The organism is Plantactinospora siamensis (assembly GCF_042434095.1).
Lineage (GTDB): Bacteria > Actinomycetota > Actinomycetes > Mycobacteriales > Micromonosporaceae > KBS50.
Genome location: NZ_JBHLUE010000016.1, coordinates 69,753 through 92,403 on the forward strand (window position 1 = coordinate 69,753; position 22,651 = coordinate 92,403).

Annotated in this window: 21 protein-coding genes; 12 read left to right on the forward strand and 9 right to left on the reverse strand. The window is 74.4% G+C overall.

Features of this window, described 5'->3' with window-relative positions:
* Nucleotides 1-15 precede the first annotated feature (15 nt).
* Complete coding sequence (locus tag ACFFHU_RS17800) at nucleotides 16-918, forward strand: alpha/beta hydrolase (RefSeq protein ID WP_377340338.1); 903 nt, start codon at nucleotides 16-18, stop codon at nucleotides 916-918.
* A 179-nt stretch (nucleotides 919-1,097) separates the two neighbouring features.
* Complete coding sequence (locus ACFFHU_RS17805) at nucleotides 1,098-2,393, forward strand: acyltransferase family protein (RefSeq protein WP_377341189.1); 1,296 nt, start codon at nucleotides 1,098-1,100, stop codon at nucleotides 2,391-2,393.
* A gap of 371 nt (nucleotides 2,394-2,764) precedes the next feature.
* Here the strand turns inward: ACFFHU_RS17805 and ACFFHU_RS17810 are convergent, their stop codons facing one another.
* The 3 genes from ACFFHU_RS17810 to ACFFHU_RS17820 all read right to left on the reverse strand — a co-directional run bounded on the left by ACFFHU_RS17810 (nucleotide 2,765) and on the right by ACFFHU_RS17820 (nucleotide 5,993).
* Nucleotides 2,765-3,715 (reverse strand): VWA domain-containing protein, encoded by a 951-nt coding sequence (locus ACFFHU_RS17810; RefSeq protein WP_377340339.1) that lies wholly within the window; start codon nucleotides 3,713-3,715, stop codon nucleotides 2,765-2,767.
* On the reverse strand, nucleotides 3,712-4,626 hold the full coding sequence (locus ACFFHU_RS17815; RefSeq protein WP_377341191.1) for a DUF58 domain-containing protein: 915 nt from the start codon (nucleotides 4,624-4,626) through the stop codon (nucleotides 3,712-3,714). Before ACFFHU_RS17815 ends, ACFFHU_RS17810 begins: the two co-directional genes overlap by 4 nt.
* 149 nt (nucleotides 4,627-4,775) lie before the next feature.
* Complete coding sequence (locus ACFFHU_RS17820; RefSeq protein WP_377340340.1) at nucleotides 4,776-5,993, reverse strand: AAA family ATPase; 1,218 nt, start codon at nucleotides 5,991-5,993, stop codon at nucleotides 4,776-4,778.
* Nucleotides 5,994-6,369: 376 nt separating this feature from the next.
* On the opposite strand from ACFFHU_RS17820, the gene ACFFHU_RS17825 reads away from it, so the two are divergent.
* From ACFFHU_RS17825 to ACFFHU_RS17845, 5 genes are all read left to right on the forward strand, one after another.
* The gene (locus ACFFHU_RS17825; protein WP_377340341.1) at nucleotides 6,370-6,603 is read left to right on the forward strand and encodes a hypothetical protein; all 234 of its coding nucleotides are present in this window, start codon (nucleotides 6,370-6,372) and stop codon (nucleotides 6,601-6,603) included.
* Entirely contained in the window at nucleotides 6,600-7,091 is a 492-nt protein-coding gene (locus ACFFHU_RS17830) for a PH domain-containing protein (RefSeq protein WP_377340342.1), read from the forward strand. Before ACFFHU_RS17825 ends, ACFFHU_RS17830 begins: the two co-directional genes overlap by 4 nt.
* 40 nt (nucleotides 7,092-7,131) lie before the next feature.
* Nucleotides 7,132-8,655: a PH domain-containing protein gene (locus tag ACFFHU_RS17835; protein ID WP_377340343.1), complete on the forward strand. Its 1,524-nt coding sequence runs from the start codon at nucleotides 7,132-7,134 to the stop codon at nucleotides 8,653-8,655.
* A 105-nt stretch (nucleotides 8,656-8,760) separates the two neighbouring features.
* Entirely contained in the window at nucleotides 8,761-9,168 is a 408-nt protein-coding gene (locus ACFFHU_RS17840; RefSeq protein ID WP_377340345.1) for a thioesterase family protein, read from the forward strand.
* Nucleotides 9,165-10,016 carry an MBL fold metallo-hydrolase gene (locus ACFFHU_RS17845; RefSeq protein ID WP_377340346.1) on the forward strand — a complete coding sequence of 284 codons (852 nt, stop codon included), beginning with the start codon at nucleotides 9,165-9,167 and terminating at the stop codon, nucleotides 10,014-10,016. The genes ACFFHU_RS17840 and ACFFHU_RS17845 overlap by 4 nt, the downstream gene beginning before the upstream one ends.
* Before the next feature lie 52 nt (nucleotides 10,017-10,068).
* Here ACFFHU_RS17845 and ACFFHU_RS17850 read toward each other — a convergent pair whose 3' ends face one another.
* Nucleotides 10,069-11,238 (reverse strand): hypothetical protein, encoded by a 1,170-nt coding sequence (locus ACFFHU_RS17850; RefSeq protein WP_377340347.1) that lies wholly within the window; start codon nucleotides 11,236-11,238, stop codon nucleotides 10,069-10,071.
* Nucleotides 11,239-11,366: 128 nt separating this feature from the next.
* Nucleotides 11,367-12,299, reverse strand: a complete 933-nt coding sequence (locus ACFFHU_RS17855; protein WP_377340348.1) for a PfkB family carbohydrate kinase — start codon at nucleotides 12,297-12,299, stop codon at nucleotides 11,367-11,369.
* Nucleotides 12,300-12,639: 340 nt separating this feature from the next.
* Between ACFFHU_RS17855 and ACFFHU_RS17860 the strand changes: the two genes are divergently transcribed.
* Nucleotides 12,640-13,779: a lytic polysaccharide monooxygenase gene (locus tag ACFFHU_RS17860; protein ID WP_377340349.1), complete on the forward strand. Its 1,140-nt coding sequence runs from the start codon at nucleotides 12,640-12,642 to the stop codon at nucleotides 13,777-13,779.
* Between the two features lie 82 nt (nucleotides 13,780-13,861).
* Here ACFFHU_RS17860 and asnB read toward each other — a convergent pair whose 3' ends face one another.
* Complete coding sequence (asnB, locus tag ACFFHU_RS17865) at nucleotides 13,862-15,817, reverse strand: asparagine synthase (glutamine-hydrolyzing) (RefSeq protein ID WP_377340351.1); 1,956 nt, start codon at nucleotides 15,815-15,817, stop codon at nucleotides 13,862-13,864.
* A 128-nt stretch (nucleotides 15,818-15,945) separates the two neighbouring features.
* Between asnB and ACFFHU_RS17870 the strand changes: the two genes are divergently transcribed.
* Nucleotides 15,946-17,433 carry an aminopeptidase P family protein gene (locus tag ACFFHU_RS17870; RefSeq protein ID WP_377340352.1) on the forward strand — a complete coding sequence of 496 codons (1,488 nt, stop codon included), beginning with the start codon at nucleotides 15,946-15,948 and terminating at the stop codon, nucleotides 17,431-17,433.
* Nucleotides 17,434-17,575: 142 nt separating this feature from the next.
* On the opposite strand, the gene ACFFHU_RS17875 is transcribed toward ACFFHU_RS17870, so the two are convergent.
* Together ACFFHU_RS17875 and ACFFHU_RS17880 are read right to left on the reverse strand one after the other, a co-directional pair.
* Nucleotides 17,576-18,232, reverse strand: a complete 657-nt coding sequence (locus ACFFHU_RS17875) for a hypothetical protein (RefSeq protein WP_377340353.1) — start codon at nucleotides 18,230-18,232, stop codon at nucleotides 17,576-17,578.
* Nucleotides 18,207-18,614 carry a PadR family transcriptional regulator gene (locus tag ACFFHU_RS17880; protein ID WP_377340355.1) on the reverse strand — a complete coding sequence of 136 codons (408 nt, stop codon included), beginning with the start codon at nucleotides 18,612-18,614 and terminating at the stop codon, nucleotides 18,207-18,209. The genes ACFFHU_RS17875 and ACFFHU_RS17880 overlap by 26 nt, the downstream gene beginning before the upstream one ends.
* Before the next feature lie 164 nt (nucleotides 18,615-18,778).
* Here ACFFHU_RS17880 and ACFFHU_RS17885 point away from each other — a divergent pair, with 164 nt between their 5' ends.
* Together ACFFHU_RS17885 and ACFFHU_RS17890 are read left to right on the forward strand one after the other, a co-directional pair.
* Nucleotides 18,779-19,039, forward strand: a complete 261-nt coding sequence (locus ACFFHU_RS17885) for a DUF6244 family protein (RefSeq protein WP_377340356.1) — start codon at nucleotides 18,779-18,781, stop codon at nucleotides 19,037-19,039.
* Between the two features lie 327 nt (nucleotides 19,040-19,366).
* Nucleotides 19,367-19,801, forward strand: coding sequence for a hypothetical protein (locus tag ACFFHU_RS17890; RefSeq protein ID WP_377340357.1), 435 nt, complete (start codon nucleotides 19,367-19,369; stop codon nucleotides 19,799-19,801).
* 69 nt (nucleotides 19,802-19,870) lie between these two features.
* Here the strand turns inward: ACFFHU_RS17890 and ACFFHU_RS17895 are convergent, their stop codons facing one another.
* On the reverse strand, nucleotides 19,871-20,746 hold the full coding sequence (locus tag ACFFHU_RS17895) for an alpha/beta fold hydrolase (protein WP_377340358.1): 876 nt from the start codon (nucleotides 20,744-20,746) through the stop codon (nucleotides 19,871-19,873).
* A 129-nt stretch (nucleotides 20,747-20,875) separates the two neighbouring features.
* Between ACFFHU_RS17895 and ACFFHU_RS17900 the strand changes: the two genes are divergently transcribed.
* Nucleotides 20,876-22,639 (forward strand): RyR domain-containing protein, encoded by a 1,764-nt coding sequence (locus ACFFHU_RS17900; RefSeq protein WP_377340359.1) that lies wholly within the window; start codon nucleotides 20,876-20,878, stop codon nucleotides 22,637-22,639.
* The last annotated feature ends 12 nt before the right edge of the window (nucleotides 22,640-22,651 follow it).

Genomic DNA, 22,651 nt, shown 5'->3' on the forward strand with positions numbered 1-22,651 from the left:
CCGAGGGGGTACGACATGATCCGTCAACTTTTCTCCGGCGGCGCGCTGGCCACGCTGCTCGCCGCGGGGCTGCTGGCCCCGGCGCCGGTGACCGCCGGGCCGGCGCCGGCGCCGGCGGTGGCGTTCGACGTCGCGTACCGGCGCAGCGCCGCCGCCATGGTGGCGGCCGGGCCGCCGTACGCGGAATGGGCCGGGACGGGCCGACGGTTCCTGGCCTTCGATCCGGCCGGGGACGGGCTGGCCGTGGAGGCCGTCGGCGACCTCGACCACGCCGACCGGATCGTGGTGCTGGTGCCCGGCGTGGCCACCACGCTGCGCGACTTCGACCGCGGCCTCGGCGGGGTGCCGGGCCGGGCGCCGGCCCGGCAGGCCCGGACGGTGTACGCCGCCCTGCGGGCCACCGATCCGGCCGCCCGGGTGGCCGTGGTGGCCTGGCTGGGCTACGACCCACCGGAGGGGCTGGGCCTGGCGGCGGCCCGCCCGGAACGCGCCCGCGGCGGCGCGGCGCGGCTGGCCGCGTTCGCGGCGGACCTGGCCGCGCTCCGCCCGCACGCCGCCGTCACCCTGGTCGGACACAGCTACGGCGCGCTGGTGGTGGGGCTGGCCGCCGCGCGCCTGCCCCGCCAGGTGACCGACCTGGTGACGCTGGGCGGGATCGGGACGGGCGTGGACACGGCGGCCTCGCTGCACACCCCGGCCCGGGTGTGGGCGGCCGAGGCGCCGGACGACTGGGTGCGCCAGATCCCGCAGCTCCGGCTGGGCGACCTGGGCCACGGCGTACGCCCCGGCTCGGCCCGGTTCGGCGCGCGTCGGCTGCCCACCGACGGCGTGCCGGGGCACGACGGTTACCTCGCGCCGGGCACCGGCACCGTCCGCGCGCTGGCCGCGCTGGTGCTACGGGCGGAGGCGGTCCGGTGAGCACCTCGGTCCGCCAGCCCGGCCCACCGGCCCCGCCGGCCGCCCCGCCCGGCCCGGCCGCCCCACCCGGCCCGGCCGCCCCGCTTGGCCCGCCGATCGGCCCGGCGGCCTCGCTGGGCCGGGCGGTCTGCCCGGCGGCCTCGCTGGGCCCGGCGACCTCGCTGGGCCCGGCGACCTCGCTGGGCCCGGCGGCCCCGCCGGATGGCCGGGACCGGGCCGTGGACGGGGTGCGGGCGCTCGCGATGGCCGGCGTGGTGCTCGGGCACTGGCTGGTCACCGCGCTGGTGCTCACCCCCGACGGCGATCTCGTGGCCGACAGCCCGCTGCGGGCGATGCCGGCCCTGGCCCCGCTCAGCTGGCTGCCCCAGACGCTCGGCCTGTTCTTCTTCGTGGCCGGCTTCGCCGCCACCCGCGCCTGGACGGCCCGACCCGGCCGGGCTGGCCGGGCTGAACCGGCTGGCCCGGCTGGCCGGGCGGGCCGGGCTGGCCGGGCGGGCCGGGCTGGCCGGGCGGGCCGGGTTGGTCGGGCTGGCTCCCGGGGACAGCCGGCCCAAGCCGGCTCGGCCGGCCGCGGCCGGTACCGGGGCTGGCTGGCGAGCCGGTTGCGCCGGCTCGGCGGCCCGCTGGCCGCCTTCGCGGCCGTCTGGACGGCCGCCCTGGTGCTCGGCCTGGCCGCCGGCGCCCCGGACGGCACCGTCGAGACGGTCGGCCGGCTGGTGGCCAGCCCGCTGTGGTTCCTCGTCCCGCTGCTGGCGCTCACCGCTGCCACGCCCGTGCTGGACCGGTGCGTCGACCGGTGGGGCCCGCTGGCCGCGTCGCCGCCGCTGGCCGCGGTGATCGCCTCGGACGCCCATCCGGGCGCGTACACCCTGCCGCTGACGCTGACCGCGGCGTGGGCGGTGCCGTACCTGCTCGGGGCGGCGGCCGCCCGCGGTCGGCTGCGCGGCCCGGTAGCCGGCGCCGCGCTCGCCGGCGCCGGCCTGCTGGCCCTGGTGGCGCTGGTGGGCCTGGCCGGCTACCCGGACAGCGCCGTCGGCATCCCCGGCGCCGGACGGTCGAACCTGGACCCGCCGTCGTCGGCGACCGTGGCGCTGGCGCTCGCCCAGGTCGGGCTGGCCGTGCTGCTGCGCCCGGCGCTGAACCGGCTGCTCGCCCGGCCCCGCTGGTGGCGGCCGGTGCGCGCGCTCAACCGGCTCGCGCTGCCGATCTTCCTGACCCATCAGAGCGCGCTGATCCTGGTGACCCTGGCCGGGCTCTGGCTGGCCGGCGGGCACGCCGTACCCGGCCTGCACACCCCACCCACGGGCACCGGCTGGCTAACCGCGCGCGCGTGCTGGCTGCCGGTCTTCGCCGCCGCCCTGGCACTCCTGCTCGGCGCCCTCGCCCGGAAGCACGGTCGGGGCGGGCACGCCGGGCGGCTTCGGCGGGTGTACGATTCTCGTGGATCTTCCCGCCCGGCCGACCAGTGGAGGTGATCGCTGTGCGAGATAGCGATCCTCCTAGTCGTGGCCGGGTCGCCGGTCCGCCCCGCTGAGCCGTCGCCAGCCTGAGCTGACCCCGCTACACCGCCACGCACCGCCCGGGACCCGGCCGAAACGCCAGGGCCGTTCCGGGCGTGTCGTCCGGCGGTTCACCCGGTCGCGATTTCTCCCCGCTCCAGTCCTCGTTCCCGCGTGTCTGTCGCCTTCGGAGAGTCGCCATGCACCGTTACGCCGCCCCGCTGGGCTTCACCCTCGCCGCCGTCTGGGTCGTCTACCTCTTCGTCCTGGTCGGCGCCACCCACTGAGCGAGCGCCGCTGCGCCGCACACCCCGACCCACCCACCACAACTGCGCGATCGACTCCGGTCACGGCAGCCGTGAGGTCCACAGCAGACTCATGGCCGCGGCGACCAAGGCCAGTAGCAGGGCGATCCCCGCGTACCACTGGGTGACCTCGCGCGGCTCGGTCCGGAAGCCGATCGAGCTGCCCATGTCCTGGTACACCTTCTTCAGCTCACTCACCGACGCGGCCTCGTAGAAGAAGCCCTGGGTCGTCTCGGCGAGCTGGGCCAGCGAGAGCCGGTCCACCGGCACCCGCTGCTGCTGCCCGGCGATGTCCACCTCGCCACCGTCGGTGCCGAAGGCGATTGTCGACACGGGCACGTTCGCGTCCTGGGCCGCCGACCCCGCCTCCTCGATGGAGCGGCCCGAGGTGCGGTACCCGTCGGAGAGCAGGACGATGCGCGCCGGCGGCGGCCCCTGAGCCCCGTCGGCCGGCACCGACCGGATGGCGTCCAGGCAGGTGAAGACCGCCTCGCCGGTGGCCGTGGCCTCGGCGAGCGAGAGTCCGTCGATGGCCTCCACCACCGCCGTACGGTCCTTGCCGGGCGGGACCAGCACGTTGGCCGACTTGGCGAACGACACGAGACCCAGGTTGAAGGTCGGCGGCAGCTCCGCCACGAACTGCTTGGCCGCCTCCTGCGCGGCCTGCAGCCGGGTCGGCGCCACGTCGTCGGCCTGCATCGACAGCGACACATCGATCGCCAGCATGATGGTGGCGCGCTCCAGCGGCCGCCGCTCGTCGATCGAGGGCCGGGCCAGGCCGGTGGCGAGCACGAGCAGGCTGAGCAGGAACGCGCCCGCCGAGGCATGCCGCCGCCAACCGAGTCCCTTCGGCGCGAGGGAGCGCAGCAGCTCGACGTTCGTGAACCGCATCGCATAGCTGCGCCGGTGCAGCTGGCGCCAGACGTACACCCCGGCCAGGGCGAGCACCGGCAGCACGGCCAGTAGCCACCACGGTTGGAGAAAACGGATCATCGTGTGGTCCCCCTGGTGCGGGCGTGGCGCTGTGCCGCGACGAACCGCACCGTGTCCAGAAGCCAGTCGGAATCGGTACGCAACCGTAGATGCGCTGCCCCCGCGGCGCGCAGTTCGGTGGCGATCGCCGTCCGCTGCGCCGAGGCGGCCTCGGCGTACCGGCGGCGTAGCTTCGGGTCGGCGGTCTGCACCTCGTGCAGGTCGCCGGTCTCCGGATCAACCAGCTCGAGCACGCCGACGTCCGGCAGCTCCAGCTCGCGCGGGTCGACCACCTCGATCGCCAGCACGTCGTGCCGGACGGCGAGCTTGCGGACGGCCCGCCCCCACTGCGCCGGCGGGGCCAGGAAGTCCGAGATCACCACCGCCATGCCGCGCCGGCGGGGCGGCGAGTTGAGCATGTTGACCAGGGCGCCCAGGTCGGTCCGGCCGGGCCGGATCCGGGTGGTGGCGACGGCCCGGACGAGGCCCTGCGCCTCCTTGCGACCGGGGCGGGCCGGCAACCGCCGGACCCCGCTCACCCGGCCGGCCGCCGGGCCGGGCGCCGGACCGGCGGCGCCGGTGCCCACCACCGCGCCCACCCGGTTGCCGCCCCGGGCCGTCAGGTGCGCCATGGTCGCCACCGCCGCCACCACCAGGTCGCGCTTCAGCCAGCGGCCCGTGCCGAAGTCGAGGCTGGCGGACAGGTCGACGGCCAGCCAGGTCTCCAGCTCCCGGTCGGCCACCGTCTGCCGCACGTGCGGCAGCGTGGTGCGGGCGGTCACCGGCCAGTCCATCCGGCGTACGTCGTCTCCGGGCCGGTACTCCCGAGACTCGCCGGCCTCGCTGCCCGGCCCCGGCAGCAGGCCGAGGTAGTCGCCCTGCAACAGCCCGTCGAGCCGGCGGGTGACCAGCAGCTGCAACCGGGACAGCACGGCCTCCGCACGGCGCCCCGTCGCGCCGGCCGGATCTCCGCGATCCCCGGTCGCGGCCGCCGGATCGGACCGGCCCCCGAGGTTGGACCGGCCGGCGGCCCCGCCGGCCGGATCGGCGTACCCACCGCCCGGGCCGGTCCCGGGTCGGCTCACGCCGGCCGCCCGGGCCAGCCCGCGCCGGAGCTGGGCGCCGGGGTGGCCTGCTGGCGGGGGGTCACCGTCGGTAGCGGGATGGTGGAGAGCACCCGGCCGACGATTTGGTCAGCCGGTACGTCGTCGGCCAGCGCGTCGTAGCTGAGCACCAGCCGGTGACGCAGGATGTCCGGGGCGATGTCCTGGATGTCCTGCGGCAGCGCGTAGTCCCGGCCGCGCAGCATGGCCAGCGCCCGGGTCGCCCGCACGATGCCCAGCGAGGCACGCGGGCTGGCGCCGTACTGGATCAGCTGCGCGACGTCCGGCATGCCGTGCTCGGCCGGGGTCCGGGTGGCCAGGACCAGCCGCACGGTGTAGTCCACCAGCGCGTTGTGCACGAAGACCCGGTCAGCCTTGCGCTGCAGGGCGAGCAGGTCGCTGGGGCCGAAGACCGGCGCCGGCTCGGGGGGCTCGACCCCCATCCGGTAGACGATCTCCCGCTCCTCGGCGTCGGTGGGGTAGCCGACCAGGATCTTCATCAGGAACCGGTCCCGCTGCGCCTCCGGCAGCGGGTACACGCCCTCCTGCTCGATCGGGTTCTGCGTGGCCATCACGAGGAACGGCTCGGGCACCCGGTGGGTCTGGCCACCCAGCGACACCTGCCGCTCGCTCATCACCTCGAGCAGCGCCGACTGCACCTTCGCGGGCGCCCGGTTGATCTCGTCGGCCAGCAGGAAGTTGACGAAGATCGGGCCGAGCTCGACGTCGAACTTCTCGCTGGACTGGCGGTAGATCCGGGTGCCCACGATGTCGGCCGGCACCAGGTCCGGGGTGAACTGCACCCGGGAGAACGTGCCGCCGACGACCTTGGCCAGCGTCTCCACGGCCAGCGTCTTGGCCACCCCCGGCACGCCCTCGAGCAGGCAGTGCCCGCGCGCCAGCAGCGCCACGAACATCCGCTCGACCAGCCGGTCCTGGCCCACGATCACCTTCTTGACCTCGAACAGCGCCCGCTCCAGCAGCGTCGCGTCCTGCGCCGGGGTGCCGCCGGAGGCCGGGACGTCCCGGCCGGCCGGCCGCGCCGTGCCGGCCGGGTCCCGCGGTACGCCGCTCCCGGCCGGGTCCCGCGGTACGCCGCTCCCGGCCGGATCCTGCGGTACGCCGCTCCCCGCCGGCGACGGGTGACCGTCGGCGGCGGACGGGTTCGGAACGTCGGGTGTGGTCGGCTGGGCCACCGGTCCTCCACAACTTCTTCGGGTCACGCGGTCTGGGGCCACCGCTCGCCGGCCCCGCACCGGGGTCGCCGCTCGGCGACGCTGTCGACGCCACCGGCGCCGGACGTCGCCGCCATCGCGGACGGCGGCTGCCGGCGGGGTACCGCCGCACCAAGCCTCGCACGTCCGGTCGGGAAGCCGGTCGGCGGAAACCCCGGTTGGCGACGTGGCGACTTCGCCACCCGGCGCAGGCTGGACAGAGGGGGGCTGTTGGTGTGTACCATTCAGCCGTCGCCGGGCGGCTTCCCCCGTGGCCGCCCGGCGCTCAAACTTCCGGCGCCGGAGCGCGACGATTTCCCCCGGCCGCCCGCCCCGGTCCCGTCCGTAGACTGACCGCGTGGCCGACCTTCCCCCGCCCCAGTCCGAGCCGCCGATCTGTTCGGCCCGGGGCTGCCGCGCCCCGGCCGGGTGGGCGCTGCGCTGGAACAATCCTCGGCTGCACACCCCCGACCGGCGCAAGACCTGGCTGGCCTGCGCCGAGCACCGGGAGCACCTCGGCGGCTTCCTGACGGCGCGCGGCTTTCTGCGGGACGTCGAACCCGTGCCCGCATCGCCTAGGCTCGACCCGTGAGTGATCCGCTCGAACCCTGGCCCCGGACGGTCCGCTGGCAGCCGGTCTCGCGCAGCCTGATCTGGGTCGAGCTGGTCCGGCTCGGCGTCGGCCTCGCCATCCTGGTCGTGGGCCTGCTGATCGGGTGGGCCCTGACCGGGCACTGGTCCTTCCCCGCCGCCCTCGCGCTGGTGCTGCTGCTCGCGGCCTGGCGGGTTTCCGTGATCATCCGGGCGGTTCGCGCCTGGGGCTACGCCGAGCGGGACAACGACCTGCTGGTCCGGCACGGCCTGCTGGTCCGGCGGCTGTCGATCGTCCCGTACGCCCGGATGCAGTTCGTTGATGTGACGGCCGGCCCGCTGGAGCGGGTCTTCCGGCTGGCCACCGTGCAGCTGCACACGGCCGCGGCGGCCAGCGACGCGCGGGTGCCGGGGTTGCCGCCGACCGAGGCCGCCCGGCTGCGGGACCGGCTCACCGCGCTCGGCGAGGACCGGGTGGAGGGGCTGTGAACGGGATCACGACGCCCCCGCCGGTCCGCGGGCCGCAGCGGTGACCGAACCGGTCGGGCAGCCCCGGCGCCGGCTGCACCCGCTCAGCCCGCTGCTGCAGGGCGCCAAGACCCTCGTTGTGGTCGTCGCCGGGTTGTCCTGGTCGACGCTGTCCAGGCTCGGGCTGGGCTGGTTCGCGCTGACCGTGGCCGCGCTGGCGCTCGGCGCCGTGGCCCTGTCCGCGGTCAGCTGGTACAACACCGGCTACCAGCTGGTGGGCCGCGAGCTGCGGATCCACGAGGGCCTGCTGTGGCGGCGCACCCGGGCCATCCCGCTGGAACGGCTGCAGGCCGTGGAGGTGGTGCGCCCGCTGCTGGCCCAGCTCACCGGCCTGGCCGAGCTGCGGCTCGAGGTGGTGGGCGGGGCGAAGGCCGAGGCGCCGCTCGCGTACCTGACCGTGGCCGAGGCCGCCGAACTGCGCGACCGTCTGCTCCAGCTGGCCGGCCGGACCCGGTACGTGGCCGGCGCCGGCGCCGGCGACGCGGCGGCCTGGGCCGGTCCCGGGACGCCGGCCGACACCATCCCGGCGGCAGGCGAGGCCGCACCGGCCGGCGCCACCGGCCAGGTCGGCCCAGGCGTGCCTGGTGGTGGCCCGGCGCCCGCCGGACCCGGCGGTGCGACCCTGCCGGCCGGACCCGGCGGCGCGACCCTGCCGGCCGGACCCGGCGGTGTCCGCGCGCGCGGCCTGCCGGGTGCGCTGCCGTGGCCCGCGCAGGTCCGCCCGTTGCACGCGGTGGCCAACCGCGACCTGCTGATCAGCCAGCTGCTCACGCCGCAGGCGTTCCTGCTGCCGTTCGGCGTGGCCTTCGTGATCATCCAGTTCCTCACCGAGAAGTCCTGGTCGTTCGTCGCGGTGGCCAGCACGCTCACCGCGATCGCCGGCGTGCTGCTGCGGCCGGTGCGGCGCGTCCTCGACGACTGGAACTTCCGGCTGGGCCGGGACGGCGACGCGCTGCGGATCCGCAACGGCCTGGTGGAGACCCGCGCCCAGACCGTGCCGCTGAACCGGGTGCAGGCCATCGGGGTGACCTGGCCGCTGCTGTGGCGGGTGAACGACTGGCTGCGGCTCCGGCTCGACATCGCCGGGTACGCCCGGGAGGAGACCGACGACCGGAACCGGTCGGACCGGCTGCTGCCGGTCGGCGAGCTACCCGTCGCCCGGATGATCACCGCGGAGGTGCTGCCCGGCGTCGACCTGGCCACCCTGCCGCTGACCCCGCCGCCCGAGCGCGCCCGGTGGCTGCGGCCGATCGGCCGATCGGCGCTGGGCGCCGGGCTCACCGACCGGGTCTTCGCCGCCCGGCACGGGCTGCTCACCCGGGAGCTGATGGTGGTGCCGGTGGCGCGGATCCAGAGCGTACGGGTGGTGCAGGGTCCCGTACAGCGCCTGCTCCGACTGGCCAGCGTGCACGCCGACACGGCCGGCGGCCGGGGCGCGGCCGCGCTGCACCGGGACGTGCTCGAGGCGTACGAGCTGGCGGCCGCGCTGGCCACGCGGGCCCGGGCGGCCCGCGACCGGGGCTGACCGCCGGCACGACCCGGCGCCTTCGCCGGCCCCGAAGCCGGCTCGGCGCCGTCCGAACTCCCCTCGCTCCCCGGAGATCCCCGCGACACCGCCTAAGCTGGGCGCATGGAGCGACAGCAGGCGGACGACACCTTCCCGCCGGGGCTGGGTGCCCGGGTGGAGCTGACCGTGACCGACTCGGACACCGCCCAGGCGGTCGGCTCCGGCGACGTGCCGGTGCTCGGCACGCCGCGGGTGCTGGCCCTGGCCGAGGCGGCCACCGTGGCCGCGACCGCGGCCCGGATGCCGACCGGGCTGACCACGGTGGGGGTACGGGTCGAGCTGGACCACCGGCTGCCCACCCCGATCGGCGGCACCGTGGTGGCGCAGGCCCGGCTCGCCAAGGTGGACGGTCGACGCCTGCTGTTCGAGGTGACCGTCACCGACGGCGCGGAGACCGTGGCCGAGGCCCGGGTGGAGCGGGCGCTGGTGGACCGGCACCGGTTCGTCGAGCGGGCGTCCCGGCCGGCATGACCAGCGATCCCGCCTTCACCGAGGTCGGCGACCGGATCTTCGTGCTCCGGCACCCGGTGTTCGACGTTTCCGTGACGCTCGTTCCCGGCCGGACGGCCGCGCTGCTGGTGGACACCCTCTCCACCGCCGGCCAGGCCGCCGCGCTGGCCGACGCGGTACGCCGGATCACGACGCTGCCGCTGGTGCTGGTCAACACCCACCACCACTTCGACCACTGCTTCGGCAACGCCGTCCTGGCCAGGGCGGCGGAGGCCGGCAAGGCGTCCCGGCCGATCTGGGCGCACGAGGCCGCCGCGGCGCTGTTGCGGGACACCCCCGAGCGGGTACGCCGGGAGGCGTACGACGAGGCGCTGGCCGTCGACTCTGAGCTGGCCGCCGAGGTCGCGGCCACCGCGATCCTCGCTCCGGACCACACGGTGCACCAGGAGTCCACCCTCGACCTCGGCGACCGCGCGGTGCTGCTGCGGCACCACGGCCGCGGGCACACCGCCGGCGACCTGGTGGTCGCCGTGCCGGACGCGGACGTGCTGCTGGCCGGCGACCTGCTGGAGGAAAGCGGACCGCCGGACTTCACCGACGCGTACCCGCTGGAGTGGCCGGACACCGTGGACGCCCTGCTCGGCACGGCGTCATCGGGCACGGTGATCGTTCCCGGCCACGGCGCGCCGCTCGGGGTGGAGCGGGCCCGGATCCAGCAGGCCGACCTGGCCGCGCTGGCCTGGGCTATCCGGGACGGGCACGCCGACGGCCAGCCCGCCGAGGCGGTCGCGCAGCGGGCGGCGTTCGGCGCCGGCCCGTCGCTGGTGGCGGTCCGCCGCGGCTACGCCGAACTCTCCGGCGACGCCTGAGGGGTAAGGAAGGGCCCCTTGTTATCGCTTTCTGTATAGCAAGGGGCCCCTGTTAACGGTCGTCCCGGCCGCAGTGCACGCAGTGCGGTCGAGTGCGGTAGTGGAAGGCGGCCGCGGAGACCAGCACGAGGGCGCCCCACAGCAGCAGCGAGATGGCCGGCAGGTGGGAGAGCCAGGTGGTCCGGACGGCGGTGCCGGGGTAGTAGACCCGCCGACCGGCGGCGAACCGCAGCAGATCGGGCACCAGGGTGGTGGCGAAGCCAAAGAGCCCGATGCCGCAGACCGTGGCCAGGCCCACCGGCAGCCAGTGCGGGACGGGCCGGCCGGCGAGCCCCGGCACCCAGCGGGGCCAGGTCTCGCTCCACGGTCTGGTCAGCCCGAGGCAGAGCAGCCCGCCGCCGATGGCCAGACCGGACAGGATCAGCTCCAGCAGGAGAGTTCCGTGGCCCGGGTTGGCCGCGTTGATCTGCCGCAGGAAGTCCTTCGTGGTGCCCACCGGTATGCCGGCGGCCCAGCACAGCCGGACGACGGCGTAGCCGAACGGCGCCAGGAACGCGGCCACGGCGGACACCGTGCCGATCCGCGCCCACCGGGCCCGGGACCACGTCCCGGCACGGCCGCGCGGCCACGACGCGGCGCGACCGCCGGAACCTGCCGCCGCGCGACCGCCGGAGCTTGTCCCGGCGCGACCGCGGCCGCAGTGCTCGCACGCGCCGCGGGTGGCCCGGGCGTACGCCAGGGTGGCCGCGCCGAGCGCCAGGCCGGTGTATTCCAGCAGCACCAGATGCACGGTCGGCCAGGCCAGCCGCTTGAGGTTGGCCAGGTTGAGGACGGGAATGCCGTCCAGCGCCTGCGGGCCGGGCAGCACCAGGGCCAGCAGGACCGCCACGCCGAAGCCCACCACCAGCAGCGCCGGGCGCAGCGGCCCGCCTATCCGGCGCCGCATGAGCAGCACCGCGGCCACCGCGAGGCCGGCGAGCGCCAGCGTGGCCGCCTCCACCGCGGCCGGGCGCAGCGACGCCAGCCAGTGCTCCGGGAAGGTGCTCTCCGGATTGTCCGGCCGGGCGAAGGCGTACGGGCCGCCGAGGAACCAGACCGCCGCGGCCACCCCGTACCCGCTGAGCACTGCGACAACGACGGCGCCGGACCAGCGCGGCCAGCCGGACCACCGGCGGCGCCACGGGGTTGGCCGCGGTAGGGCGGGGACGGTACGCGACGACATGCGCTCAGCCTGCGGGCGCGCGGCGGCGGGCGACTCCCCCGGCAGGGTGACCGGCCCACGGCCGGTTCCCCCGGCAGGGTGACCGGCCCACGGCCGGTTCCCCCGGCGGCGGGACCGGGCCGCTCCGGTCAGGCCGGGAAGCGGGCGGCCACCTGGGCCCGGGTCGGCATCGAGACGGCCCCGCCCGGCGACTCACAGACCAGACCGGCCACCCGGAGGGCGAAGGCGACCCGGTCGGGCCAGGCGGACGGGTCCGGCACGGGCCCGTCGGCCAGCAGATCCGCCGACAGCGCCGCCATGACCGAATCGCCCGCGCCGGTGGCGTCGACCGCCGAGACCTCCGGGGCCGGCACCCGTACGGCGGCGCCGCCCGCCGCCACCAGCGCGCCGTTCGCGCCCAGCGTGACCACCACGGCCTCGGCGCCGAGCGCGCGCAGCCGCGCGGCCGCGTCCTCGACCGGCAGGTCCGGGTAGAGCACGGCCAGGTCGGCGACGCTCAGCTTGACCAGGTGGGCGCCGGCGGCGAACTCCGCCACGACCGCCCGCAGCTCGTCCACGGCCCCCGTGCCGGGCAGCAGGCTCGGCCGGACATTGGGGTCGAACACCCGAAGCGCCGGCGTGAGGGCCCAGGCCCGCCGGGCCGCGGCCAGCGCCGGCGGGCAGAGCAGCGCGATCGAGCCGCAGTAGAGCACGTCGGCGGCCTCGATCAGCGCCACGTCAAGGTCGTCCGGCCCGAGCAGCCCGTACGACGGTGGCTCGCCGTAGAACCGGAACTCCGGCTCGGCGCCGGCGAAGGTGGCCACCGCGAGCGCGGTCGGCGCGGGGACCGTGACCATGCCCCGCTGCCCCACCCCGGCGCCCTCGACGAACCCCCGGATCCGGGTGCCCAGCGCGTCGTCGCCCACCGAGCCGACGAACTGCACGTCGGCGCCGAGCCTGGCCAGGCCGACCGCCACGTTCAACGGGCCGCCGCCGACGACCTGGCGGTACACCCGCTCCCCGCCGCACTCCCCGTCGAGCAGGTCGATCAGCGCCTCGCCGAGTACCACCGCGTACCCCATGCGTTCCTCCACCCGTCGGTTCCGGCACCGACGTGCCGGTCCGGGCATTGTCCCAGCCAGCGGGCGGTCCGGCCGCCGACCGGGCATTGATCGGCGTTTCTCTATTGATTTCGGTCCCCGATCCGTGCTGCAATGCCCGCATCGGGTAGGCGCAGGGCCGTCAGGCGCCGCCCGACCTCAGCCGGGCATGCGCGTTCCGCGTCCTCGACCGATGGACGCCGGCCGCCGGCCGCGCCGACCGCCACCAGCGGCGGCCGGGGGCGGACCGGACGGTCCGAGGACGCACGATCCCGCACGCCACCGCACGCCGGTGGCCGAATCCCCGGCAGGGAGACCATCGATGAATCGTGTACGCAGGGTCGCGGCGCTCGCCGTCGTGGCCGGCACCGCCGTCGCGGCCGCGGCGCTGACGCTGCCACAGTCCGCCGCGGCGCACGGCGCCGCCATGATGCCCGGCGCCCGCACCTACCTGTGCTGGAAGGACGGGCTCACCACGACCGGCGAGATCAAGCCGAACAACCCGGCCTGCGCCGCCGCCGTCGGCATCAGCGGCACCAACTCGCTCTACAACTGGTTCAGCGTGCTGCGCTCGGACGCCGGCGGCCGCACCACCGGGTTCATCCCGGACGGCTCGCTGTGCAGCGGCGGCAACCCCAACTTCACGGGGTACGACCTGGCCCGGAACGACTGGCCGATCACGCACCTGACCGCCGGCCGGACGATGGAGTTCGACTACAGCAACTGGGCGCAGCACCCCGGCACGTTCTACTACTACGTGACCAAGGACAGCTGGAGCCCGACCCGGCCGTTGGCCTGGAGCGACCTGGAGAGCACCCCGTTCCTCACCGTGACCAACCCGCCGGCCATCGGCGGTCCGGGCACCAACGACGGGCACTACTACTTCACCGGCACGCTGCCGTCGAACAAGAGCGGCCGGCACATCATCTACTCCCGCTGGGTCCGCTCGGACAGCCAGGAGAACTTCTTCGGCTGCTCGGACGTGACCTTCGACGGCGGCAACGGTGAGGTCACCGGCGTCGGCCCGGGCGGCAACCCGACGCCCACCCCGAGCAACCCCACGCCCACCCCGACCCGCCCGACCCCGACGCCGACGAGCGCCTCGCCGACCCCGACCCCTACCCCGACGAGCGCGTCGCCGACCCCGACCATGCCCCCGCCCACCGGCACCTGCATGGCGATCTACAAGGTGGTCAACTCCTGGAGTGGCGGCTTCCAGGGCGAGGTCCAGATCATGAACCACGGCTCCAGCACCTGGTCCGGCTGGACGGCCACCTGGACGCTGCCCAGCGGTCAGACCATCAACCAGGTCTGGAACGGCACGCTGAGCACCAGCGGATCGACGGTGTCGGTCAGCAACGTCTCCTACAACGGCACCGTGGCGCCGGAGGGAAGCACCACGTTCGGCTTCCTCGCCGGCGGCACCAGCAGCCTGCCGACGGTCACCTGCACCGGTCGCTGACGGCGAGTCACCCGACGCGGACGTTAAGAGGGGCCCCCTGCTATATCAAAAGCGATAACAGGGGGCCCTTCCTTTCAACTGGTCAGCGGACCATGCTGCCGACGACCGGCTTGGTGAGCAGCGCCGAGGGGTTGCGCCGGATGCCCGGGTCGAGGGTCTTGGCCACGAAGATGGCGTGCCAGACGCAGAAGACCAGCACCGTCCACACCTTGCGGGAGTGGTCGGCCTCCTCCCGCTTGTGCTCGTCCAGCAGCCGCAGCGCGTACGGCAGGTCCAGCAGCTCGCCGGCGCCGGAGTTCGCGATCACGTGCCGGGCCCACTCGTACATCTCGCCGCGCAGCCAGACCCGGGTCGGCGTGGGGAAGCCCAGCTTGCGCCGGTTGACGATGGCCGGCGGGACGACACCGTTGAGCGCCTGCCGCATGGCGTACTTGGTGGCGTCCGAGCGGGGCGGCAGCTTCAGATCCACCGGGATCCGGGAGGCCACCTCGAAGACCTCACGGTCCAGGAACGGCACCCGCACCTCCAGCGAGTGCGCCATGGAGATCCGGTCGGCCTTCACCAGGATGTCGCCGCGCAGCCAGGTGTAGAGGTCGACGTACTGCATCTTGGTGACGTCGTCCAGCTCGGTGGCCTCGGCGTAGATCGGCGCGGTGACGTCGGTGTACCGCACCGAGGGGTCGTAGCGGCGCAGCAGGTGCCGCTTCTCCTCCTCGGTGAACATCCGCGCGTTGCCGTAGTAGCGCTCCTCGATGGGCGTGGTGCCGCGCTCGAGGAAGCTCTTGCCCTTGACCCCCTGCGGGATGGCCTTGGAGACCGCCCGCAGGCCCTTCTGGACACCGCCGGGCAGCCCGTTGACGCCGCTCAGCGACAGCGGCTCGCGGTAGATCGTGTAGCCGCCGAAGAACTCGTCGGCGCCCTCGCCGGAGAGCACCACGGTGACGTGCTCGGCGGCCTTCTTGGCCACGAAGTAGAGCGGCACCAGCGCGGGGTCGGCCACCGGGTCGTCCAGGTGCCAGACGATCCGGGGCAGCGCCTCCATCATGTCCTGCGGCCCGATCTTCGTCGGGATCGTGGTGACGTCCAGGTGCCGGGCCGAGTCCTGGGCCACCTCGATCTCCGAGTAGCCCGGAACGTCGTAGCCGACCGTGAAGGTGAGGATGTTCGGGTTGAACTCGCGGGCCAGCGCCACCACGGCGGTCGAGTCGATGCCGCTGGACAGGAACGACCCGACCGGCACGTCCGAGCGCATGTGCATCCGGACGCTCTCCCGCAGCGTCTCGCGGATCTCCGCGTACAGGTGCTGCTCGTCGTGCACGGGAGCCGGCCGGAACACCGGGCGGTACCAGCGGCGGACCTCGGCCCGGCTGCCCGGGCTCCAGGTGAGGTATTCGCCCGAGCCGATCCGGCTGATGCCGCGGTGCAGGGTGCCGGGCTCCGGAACGTACTGCAGGGTGAGGTAGTGGGACAGGTTGGCCGTGTCCACCCCGGCGTCCCCGGCGTACGCGGACGGGGCGAAGGGCAGCAGGGCCTTCTTCTCCGAGGCGAGGTAGAAGCCGTCCTGGGTCTCCAGGTAGTGCAGCGGCTTGATCCCGAAGTAGTCCCGGGCGCCGAACGCCTTGCGCTCCTGCCGGTCCCAGATGACGAATGCGAACATCCCGCGCAGCCGGCGCAGCACCTGCTCGCCCCAGTAGTGGTAGCCGGCGACGATCACCTCGCCGTCCCCGGCCGTGGCGAACTGGGCGCCGTAGGTGCGGACCAGCTCGTCCCGCAGCTCGATGTAGTTGTAGATCTCGCCGTTGAAGGTCAGCAGGTAGCGGCCGCCGGCGTACGGCAGCGGCTCGTGGCTGGACGCCACATCGATGATCGCCAGCCGCTTGTGCGCGAAGATCGCGTCCGCGTAGCCGCCCTCGGAGATCACCTCCACCCCGGTCTCGTCCGGGCCGCGGTGGTGGAGGCACTCCAGCGCCCCACCGATCGCGTCGCGGTGCGCCGCGGCGTTGCCGTGCGCGCTGAAGAAGGCCAGGAGTCCGCACATGGCGGTCATCTTTCCACGCGGGCCCGACGCCCGTGCCGGCACCGGGGGCTCTGCCGGCGCCCCGAACCGAGGTACGGTCGCAGGCGGGACGAGCAGGCGGCACGAGCACGCGGCGGCGAGGAGCGATCATGACCGAGGAGCGACCGGAACAGACGGTGACGCCGGAAGGCACCGAATCGCACGATCCGGACTTCCCTGAGAAGTTCCTGGAGTTCATGCGCTCCGGCTGGCGGGACGACACGCTGCCGGTCGGCCCGCGCCCCGAGGTGCCGAACTACGCCAAGCGCCGGGCCGCGCTCTCCGCGGCCTTCCCGGGCGAGACCCTGGTGATCCCCACCGGCACGGAGAAGGTACGCGCCAACGACACCGACTACCCGTTCCGGCCGGGCAGCGACTACGCGTACCTCACCGGCGACCACGACCCGGACGGCGTGCTGGTGCTCCGGCCGACCGGCTCGGGCCACGACGCCACCCTCTACACGCGCCCGCGCACCGGCCGGGACAGCGACGAGTTCTTCCGCAGCCGGCACGGCGAGCTCTGGGTCGGCCGCCGGTACGCGCTGGCCGAGAAGGCCACCGAGCTGGGCGTGGAGACGGCCGACCTGGCCGAGCTGCCGGCCGCGCTGGCCGACCTGGCCCCGCGGCGCACCCGGGTGCTGCGCGGGTTCGACCCGGGCGTGGACACGGCGGTCCGGCCGTACGACGAGCCGGGCCGGTCCGACGACGCCCCGCCGCGGGACCGGGAGCTGGCCCAGGCCATCTCCGAACACAAGCTGGTCAAGGACGAGTGGGAGCTGGCCCAGCTCCAGGATGCGGTGGACGCCACCGTCCGCGGCTTCGAGGACGTGGCCCGGGTGCTGCCGGCCGACCGGCCGGTGCGGGAGCGGCTGCTGGAGGGCGTCTTCGCGCTGCGCGCCCGGCACGACGGCAACGAGGTCGGCTACGGCTCGATCGTCGGGGCGAGCGAGCACGCCACGATCCTGCACTGGGTCCGCAACACCGGCCAGACCCGCCCCGGCGAGCTGCTGCTGATGGACATGGGCGTGGAGAACCGCAACCTCTACACCGCCGACGTGACCCGGGTGCTGCCGGTGAGCGGGCGGTTCAGCCCGCTGCAGCGGCAGGTCTACGAGGCCGTGTACGCCGCGCAGCAGGCCGGCATCGACGTCATCAAGCCCGGCGTGGCGTTCAAGGACGTGCACCGGACCAGCATGCGGGTGCTCGCTGAGGCGCTGTCCGACCTCGGGCTGCTGCCGGTGAGCGTGGACGAGGCGATGGACGAGAAGTCCACGATCTACCGCCGGTGGACCCTGCACGGCACCAGCCACATGCTCGGGATCGACGTGCACGACTGCGCGAACGCGCGCAAGGAGACGTACAAGGACGGCACGCTCGCCGAGGGCTACGTGCTCACCGTCGAGCCGGGCCTGTACTTCCAGCCCGAGGACGACCTGGTGCCCGAGGAGCTGCGCGGCATCGGGGTACGCATCGAGGACGACATCGTGGTCACCGCGACCGGCTCGGTGAACCTGTCGGCCGGCCTCCCCCGCCGCGCCGACGAGGTGGAGACCTGGCTGGCCGAGCAGCGCGAGGCCGGCCCCCGCCTGCCCGGCTGAGCCGAAAGGAAGGGCCCCTTCTTATCGCTTTTTGTATAGGAAGGGGCCCTTCTTAACGCCCGGTCGCGCAGCACCCACCTCGACGGGAGGCGAGCAGGGCGGCGGGGGTTGCGGCCGGTGGGGCGGCGCCGCGGCACGCGCCTCAGGCCGCCGCCACGGACCAGTGGCGGGCGAGCCCGGTGGCCAGCAGGAAGGCCACGAGGACGAGGGCCGCCTCGGTCCCGATCACCAGCGGGGTGAGCCGGAAGTCGAGCGCCGAGCCGAATCCGACCGCCGCCACGGTCCCGACCGCGAGGGCCGGCGGTAGCAGCACCACCATCCGTGCCGCGGTGTGCCGGATCCCGGGCACGTCCCGCAGGGCGAGGCGTACGGCCAGGACGGCGCCGGCCACGACGACCGCGGCCACACCGGCGTAGAAGACGCCGGCGGCCAACCACAGCGGTACGCGGACGCCGCGCGGCAGGTCGAACACGGCGGCGAACGCGTCGGTCAGGCCGCTGACCACGAAGTATCCCAGGAGCACGGAGAGGATCCCGCCGGCGCTCGCCACCCCGAGCAGCTGGCCGTACCGCGGCGGAATCGGCTTCGTGGCCGCCTCCTCCGCGATCCTGCGGGCGAACCCGGCGGGGTCCGGGCCGAGCAACTCCGCCGGATCGAGGCCTTCGGCCGCGGCCGCGTCGAGCTCGGCGCGCAGGTCCCCAACGAGCCTCGCGCGGTCGTGCGGACGCAGACCGAGGGCGCGCCACTCCCGGTCGGCGGTGGCGAGGAGGCCGTCAACGACCGGCATCGACGTGTTCATGGTCGTCTCCTGAGTTCGATGGACGGTGCGCGAGGGTCGTGGTCACCACGCCGGCGAACCGGGTCCACTGCTCCCGCCAGACCCGCAACCGGTCGTGGCCCGCGTCGGTGAGCCGGTAGACCTTGCGGGGTGGGCCGCTGGGACTCGACTCCGGGGCGTTGGCGACGAGCCCCATCCGGTGCAGCCGGGTGATCAGGGGATAGATGGTGCCGTAGCTGACCGCGCCGAAGCCGGCCGTGTCGAGCCGGCGGACCAGCTCGTATCCGTGCGCCGGCTCGACGGCGAGCAGGGCGAGCAGGCACATGTCCAGGCAGCCGCGCAGCAGCTGAGCCTGCCGCTCGGCCGCGTCGTCAGGGCCGTCCACCGGTACCATGCGGAACATAATAGCCACGGTATTATGCGGCGTCTAGTAGTTCCTTTCCCGCGATCGAACGCGGGCACCCCCGCACGACCAGGACATCGATGTTGGACGCTCTCACATACGCTGCAGGCGCACGATCACGATCGGTGAGTTCAACGTCATTGCGGCCTGCCGAGGGAGGACCGTTGAGCACCGCAGAGATCATCGCCCAGCTGACCGCCGCGTCCCGGAAGCTGGACGAGGCGCAGGGCAAGCTGCTGGCCGCGAAGCAGGACGTGGCAGAGGCGCAACGGCTGGTGGCGGCCGCGCTCCAGGGGGGTTCCACCCAACTGGCGGGCCACCTTGGCCAACTCGCTAGCGCCGTGGGCGAGGTCGCCACCCGTACGCCGGCCAGCAAACAGCAGGTGCAGCAGACTATCGCGAGAGCCCAAGCGCTGGGAAACTGACCGGGGGTGGTGGTAGCGCATCAGGCCGACCACCCGTCACGACCTCGCCCGGACAACGGGTGCCCCGGAACGCCTCAGACGCCTCCAGGGCACGACGTAACGCCGATCTGCCGAAGCGCGAGCGTCCGCCCCGACGCGAGCGCGCAACGGCAGAGGCCGTCGGCTTCTGGGCAGCATCGCTGGGGGCGGCATGGGCCACGGTCTCGGAGTTCATGCCGGCCCTTCCCAAGACGATAGCTGGATCGCTGCTGGGAACGGCGGCGGCCGTGAGCGCTGCCAAGGCCTGGCGCAACACCCTAGCTGAAAGGCGGAAGACCCAGGATGAAGGTGGATCCCGAGATTGAGCCGCTGGTGCGCGACGCCATTCATGCGGCGGTGATACGCGACTTCGACGTCCTCGATGAGCGGCTACAGGCCCTGCCTGCGGGCGAACCGACCGCGCGAGCCGTGGAACTGACCACGGCTCTCGTTTACCTCATCATGATCGACATTCACAACGGCAAGCCAACCGAGGAAGAGATTCGTGGTGTGGCTGCCGAGATCGCCCGCGGAGAGGCCTGGGCGGCACCCACCGCAGAAGAGGTAACCAGCTATCTGGTTCGCCTGCTGAACGGTCAACCGTTCGGCACCGAGGTCCCATCCGAGAACGTCGTGATACTCGCGTTCGTCTGTGCGGCAAACCTGTTGTCCTCGTGTCATCGGGACGACGAGGAGTGGTGGGACTACCTGGACCGGGCCGAAGCGGCCCTGGAGGCCGCCTGAGGACGCGCACCCGCTCCGGATGAGGGCCCGGCCGGTCGGGCCCCCCGTCCAGGCGGCGTCGCCGACCCGTCAGCCGGCGTCGGAGAGCACCTCGCGCAGCTTGCGGGCGAACGCCTCCGGCTGTCCGGGATAGCCGCCCTCGGGGCCCGCAAAGCCGCCGTGATGGCTCGGGAAGACCGTGGCCTTCTGCCCGAGCGCCTCGGCGGTGGCCTCCGCGGTGCGTCCGGTGAAGGTGTTCAGGGACTCCTCGCCCACCGCCACCACGATCCGGGTCGGCGCCCGCCGCAGCGCCTCCACGTCCGGACGGTACGCGGTGATCGCGTCGGCCCGGTCGGACAGCAGCGGGTCGTCCCGGACGCCGTTGTCCTCGGTCGGCATCCCGAACGCGGCCGGGTCGGGCGCCGGCAGCGCGAAGTAGTCGTCGGTGTACTCGCCCGGCCAGGACGACATCGCCATGAACGCCGCCATGCCGGCCCCCCAGCCCCCCTTCCGGTACGCCTCCCGCACGCCGGCCAGGGCCCGCGCGGCCGCCTCGGCGTCCGGAAGGACCGGGATCAGCGGCGGCTCGTGCGCCACCAGCGTGGTCACGTCGTTCGGGTACGCGGTCACCAGCGCGAGCGCCGTCACCGCGCCACCGCTGCTGGCGAACAGCTCCACCGGGCCGGCGCCGAGCGCCTCGATGAGCGCGTGCACGTCGCCGGCCTGCACCTCGGGCCGCTGATCGACCCGACCGTCCTTGCGGGTGCTGCGGCCGAGGCCACGCGGGTCGTAGGTGACCACCGTGCGGTCGGGGAAGTGCGACGCCAACGCGCGAAAACCGCTGGCGGCCATGGGTTGGCCGATCATCAGCAGCGGCGGCCGCCCGTCGGCGGTGGGCAGCGGTCCGCGTACGTCGTAGCCGAGATCGACCTCGGGGGTCTCAAGCACCTGGTTCTCCATACTCATAGAAACTCCCCGAGCCCCGGAAACTCATCGGTCGGCAGGCGACCGTCCGGCGAATCGGGTGGATGCGTCCGGGAAGCAGGTGACGGTACGCTTGCGGTGCGTCATCACCCGCGACGACAGGTGGCCGCCGTGCCCGACAGCCTGCCCGACACCGGTCCCGGGGGGTCGGCCCGCGCCCCGGCCGCGGTGCTGCTCCGGGTGGCGTTCGCGGTCCTGGGCCTCACGTCGGTGCTCGCCGGGTACCTCGGCCTGGCCCACTACCTGCGCGGCCACCCGGAGATGAGCAGCGCTCCGCTGGACATCCTCTACTACGACCTGCAGCTGTTCGTGCTCGGTTCACCCCCGCTGGACAACGGCGGCCCGTTCAATCCCGCCCTCGACCTGGCCCGGTTCACCGCACCGGCGTTCACCGCGTACGCCCTGGCCGAGGCCGCCCGGGCGATCTTCTCCACCGAGCTGCGCCGCTGGCGTACCCGGCGGCTGCGCGGTCACGTGATCGTCTGCGGCGACGGCATGGTGGCGGGCACGCTGGTCCGGCGGCTGCGCGCGGACGGCGAGCGGGTGGTGGTTATCCCGTCCAACGCCGTGGCCGTGGAGCCCTCGACGGCCCTGACCAACTCGCCGGACACCCACGTGACCGGCGCGGCCCGCGATCCGGAGGCGTTGCGCGCCTCCGGCATCGCGCACGCCCGCGCCCTGTACGCCTGCACCACCGACAGCGCCACCAACACGGCCATCGCGCTGGCCGCCGCACGCACCGGCCGGCAGAGCCCGCTCGCCGTGTACGCGCACGTCGACGACCCCGAGTTCGGGCTGGCCCTGCAGGCCCGGGTGCTCGGCGGCGGCGAGCCGGACGCCACCAGGCTGGCCTTCTTCAACGTCGACGACCTGGCCGCCCGGAAGCTGCTGGCCGAGCAGCCGCCGGTGCCGCTGCCCGGCGGCGGGCCGCCCCGGATCGTGCTGCTGGGCGCCTCCAACTTCGGCCAGGCGGTGCTGGTGGAGCTGGCCCGGCGCTGGCGCCGCAGCGGGCTGCGGGACGACGCCCCGCTCCGGCTGGCCCTGGTGGACGACCGGGCCACCGCGATCGCCGCCGACCTGGCGTACCGCTATCCGTTCCTGGCGATCTCCTGCCGGGTCACCCCGTTCGACGGCGGGCTGCCGCAGCTGCTCGACGACGGGAGCTTCCCGCTGCCGCCGGATCGGGTCTACATCTGTCGCGACGACGACGAGTGGGCGCTCAAGACCGCGCTGCTGGCCGAGCAGCTGTGGCATCCGGGGCCGGGGTCGATCGTGGTCCGGCTGGAGCGGCTGGCCAGCCTCCGCGAGGTCTTCGACACCGAGCCGGACTACCTGCTCGGCGGCGCGGCCGGGGCGGTCCGCCCGTACGGGGTGGTGCAGGCGGCCTGCGATCCCCGGTTGATCGGCGAGGACCTGGTCGAGCGGCTGGGCCGCGCCATCCACCAGGCGTACGTGTTGGAGCGACGCCGCAACGGCGACACCCCGGCCACGAACCCGGCGCTGGTGCCGTGGGAGGAGCTGCCGCCGGCGACCCGGGAGTCCAACCGGAAACAGGCCCGGGACATCGGCCGCAAGCTGGCCCGGGTCGGCTGCGCGCTCTATCCCCGGGTCGGGCCCAGCCCGGAGTACGCGCTCGCCGAGCCCGAGGTGGAGCTGCTGGCCGAGCTGGAACACGAGCGGTGGTCCAGGGCCCGCCGGGACGCCGGCTGGTCGTACGGCGAACAGCGGGACGACGACCGCCGGCTGCACCCCGCGGTGGTCGACTGGAAGGACCTCTCGGACGACATGCGGGAGCGCAACTACAGCGAGATCCGGGAGCTACCTGAGATCCTGGCCGACGCGGGATTCCGCATCGTCCGGGTGCGGGCCAGATGACCGGGGACGGGG

What these genes read in the sequence shown, in the direction of transcription:
- asnB (WP_377340351.1), bottom strand. Translation starts at nt 15,817, where the DNA reads ATGTGCGGACTCCTGGCCTTCTTCAGCGCGCACGGCAACGCCGCGGCG.
- ACFFHU_RS17840 (WP_377340345.1), top strand. Translation starts at nt 8,761, where the DNA reads ATGGAGCGACAGCAGGCGGACGACACCTTCCCGCCGGGGCTGGGTGCC.
- ACFFHU_RS17870 (WP_377340352.1), top strand. Translation starts at nt 15,946, where the DNA reads ATGACCGAGGAGCGACCGGAACAGACGGTGACGCCGGAAGGCACCGAA.
- ACFFHU_RS17810 (WP_377340339.1), bottom strand. Translation starts at nt 3,715, where the DNA reads ATGATCCGTTTTCTCCAACCGTGGTGGCTACTGGCCGTGCTGCCGGTG.
- ACFFHU_RS17800 (WP_377340338.1), top strand. Translation starts at nt 16, where the DNA reads ATGATCCGTCAACTTTTCTCCGGCGGCGCGCTGGCCACGCTGCTCGCC.
- ACFFHU_RS17845 (WP_377340346.1), top strand. Translation starts at nt 9,165, where the DNA reads ATGACCAGCGATCCCGCCTTCACCGAGGTCGGCGACCGGATCTTCGTG.
- ACFFHU_RS17895 (WP_377340358.1), bottom strand. Translation starts at nt 20,746, where the DNA reads ATGAGTATGGAGAACCAGGTGCTTGAGACCCCCGAGGTCGATCTCGGC.
- ACFFHU_RS17855 (WP_377340348.1), bottom strand. Translation starts at nt 12,299, where the DNA reads ATGGGGTACGCGGTGGTACTCGGCGAGGCGCTGATCGACCTGCTCGAC.
- ACFFHU_RS17860 (WP_377340349.1), top strand. Translation starts at nt 12,640, where the DNA reads ATGAATCGTGTACGCAGGGTCGCGGCGCTCGCCGTCGTGGCCGGCACC.
- ACFFHU_RS17875 (WP_377340353.1), bottom strand. Translation starts at nt 18,232, where the DNA reads ATGAACACGTCGATGCCGGTCGTTGACGGCCTCCTCGCCACCGCCGAC.
- ACFFHU_RS17880 (WP_377340355.1), bottom strand. Translation starts at nt 18,614, where the DNA reads ATGTTCCGCATGGTACCGGTGGACGGCCCTGACGACGCGGCCGAGCGG.
- ACFFHU_RS17850 (WP_377340347.1), bottom strand. Translation starts at nt 11,238, where the DNA reads ATGTCGTCGCGTACCGTCCCCGCCCTACCGCGGCCAACCCCGTGGCGC.